Source organism: Pseudomonas agronomica (assembly GCF_025917275.1).
GTDB lineage: Bacteria > Pseudomonadota > Gammaproteobacteria > Pseudomonadales > Pseudomonadaceae > Aquipseudomonas > Aquipseudomonas agronomica.
This window is the reverse complement of sequence record NZ_JAOSHO010000664.1, coordinates 1-2,312: the sequence shown is the minus strand read 5'-3', so window position 1 is coordinate 2,312 and position 2,312 is coordinate 1. Positions and strand designations below refer to the sequence as shown.

The window sequence follows — 2,312 nt, the reverse complement described above, 5'->3', positions numbered from 1 at the left end:
GTGGATACGGTGTTGGGGCGGGAGCTGCATCGCTTGGCCGAGGACTTCAGGGCTTCTCAAACCATGGATCAGCTCCATAATCCGCTGAACGCGCTCAACGGATACCTGAAAAACATCCAGTGAATGATGTCCTACTCAAGGGCTGGTATTAGCTGGAAAAAATTAGAGTTAGGATGCGACAAGCCAACCTCTGAAATCAGTGGCAGACTCTGGAAAGCTATTCATAAAAGTGGCCTGCGCTTCACGAGACAGCACCGCTAAGGAATGTCGCATCAATGAGCAAGAAAAACGCCATCTACCGGCTGACAATCAAGGGTTTCAAGTCCATAAAAAATCTGGACGGCCTGGAGCTCGACAACCTAAACGTCCTGCTGGGCGCCAATGGTGCCGGAAAGAGCAGCTTCGTTTCCTACTTTCGTATGCTCGGCGAGATGATGGAACAGCGCCTGAAAAAATGGACCACTCAACAGGGCTCTGCGGATCGCATTGTCAGTTTCGGCGTGAAAGAAACTCAGAAAATCGAGTCTTTCGTCAAATTCGGCCTGAACGGCTACCAGTTCGAATTGGAGCCAACGGTGGAGGGGGGCTTTGTATTTTCGAATGAACGGCTTTTTTTCGATGGCCCCCAGTTTGGGGCAGAATGGGTTCCGCTCGGCTCAGGACATCAAGAAGCAAAGCTCAAGGAAGCATTCGACTCCAAAAAATTTCAAGCTCCCTATAAAAACGACGTAGTAGCTTATTGCTACGAATCGATTTCCAGCTGGAAAGTATTCCACTTCCATGACACCAGTGACATGGCAAGCGTTAAGCGCTTTGGCCCCGCGCACATCAATGATTACTTGCGCCCTGATGCTTCGAATCTAGCGGCCTATCTCTATCGCCTGACCACAGAGACGCCGGACGTCTATGAACAGATTCGCAAGACCATCCAACTGGCGATTCCGTTTTTTGATGATTTTGTGCTCAAACCTCGTCGCCTGGATACGGAAGAAGAGCTGATCAATTTGCAGTGGCGTCAAAACGACAGCGACTATGTCTTTTGGCCGAGCCAGCTCTCGGACGGTTCAATCCGTTTTATGTGTCTGGTCACTGCACTGCTGCAACCCGACCCTCCATCGACCATCATCATCGACGAACCAGAGCTGGGTCTGCATCCTTACGCAATCACCCTGCTGGGCTCATTGCTTCGATCGGCCTCGACAAGAATGCAAGTGATTGTCTCGACACAGTCCGTGCCGCTGGTGAATGAGTTCTCCATAAACGATCTGATCATTGTCGAACGCGAAAAGGGAGCGACGGTATTCAAACGACTCGACGAGGACGAGTTTGAGACTTGGTTAGACGACTATTCGGTCGGTGAACTATGGGAGAAAAACATCCTTGGCGGGAGGCCACGTAAATGATTCGAGTACACGTCATTTGCGAGGGTCAGACAGAGGAAATGTTCATCAACGAGGTGCTTGCCCAAGCCTTTCATCATTTGGATATTTATCTTGTGCCCGCTCTGATTGGCAAACCGGGTCATAAGGGTGGCAACTTCCGTTTCGAACGCCTGCTGACTGATCTTGAAAAAAGGCTGCTCGGTGATCGCCAAGCCTATTGCACCACTTTCTTTGATTTCTACGGCCTCCCCGAAGCATTTCCCGGCAAGGTCGAAGCCAGCAATAAAGAGACTATGGATGGAAAGGCTGATTGTTTGCTGGAAGCCATGATGGACAAGCTGCGACAGAAGCTCGGTGACGAAGCGATGCGTCGATTCATTCCATATGTCCAGATGTACGAATTCGAAGGATTACTGTTCAGCTGTCCCAAGCGACTGGCCCTGGGAATCAACCAGCCAGCCCTTGAAGATAAGCTTCTGCATATACGAAACGAATTCGATACTCCGGAAAGCATCAACAACAGCCCGGTGACAGCACCGAGCAAACGACTCCTGAAACTTTACGAGGGCTATGACAAACCGCTGCATGGCTCGCTCGCAGCTATTGAAATAGGATTGCCCGCGATACGGTTGCAATGCAACCGGTTTGATACCTGGCTCAAATACATGGAAGCGTTGCAGCCAATCACGTAAAAATCACGTAGAGCAAGACCTTTTTGCGTGACCTGGCGTTCACCACTTATCTCGATAGTCAAAAGACACTTGATAGTCATACCTAGATAAATCTAGGTGGTGTTTGAAATATGGCTGCAGAACTTCCACCCATCTGGCAATCACATCAAAATTCCCATTGTTAATGTTATTTTCCAAAGGAACATTCAACTTATACAACACCAACGGATCATCGCCGAAATCCCTTGAATACTCTTTG

At 49.3% G+C, this 2,312-nt stretch carries 3 protein-coding genes; 2 read left to right on the top strand and 1 reads right to left on the bottom strand.

Annotation, left to right across the window (positions count from 1 at the left end):
- The first annotated feature begins 275 nt into the window (after positions 1 to 275).
- Positions 276 to 1,403 (top strand): AAA family ATPase, encoded by a 1,128-nt coding sequence (locus tag OC610_RS25935; protein WP_264431880.1) that lies wholly within the window; start codon positions 276 to 278, stop codon positions 1,401 to 1,403.
- A complete protein-coding gene (locus OC610_RS25930) occupies positions 1,400 to 2,074 on the top strand; it encodes a DUF4276 family protein (protein WP_264431878.1) in 675 nt (224 codons plus the stop codon). Before OC610_RS25935 ends, OC610_RS25930 begins: the two co-directional genes overlap by 4 nt.
- A 39-nt stretch (positions 2,075 to 2,113) precedes the next feature.
- Here OC610_RS25930 and OC610_RS25925 read toward each other — a convergent pair.
- The coding region (locus tag OC610_RS25925) for a cloacin immunity family protein (protein ID WP_264431877.1) at positions 2,114 to 2,312 on the bottom strand (199 nt) is incomplete at its 5' end.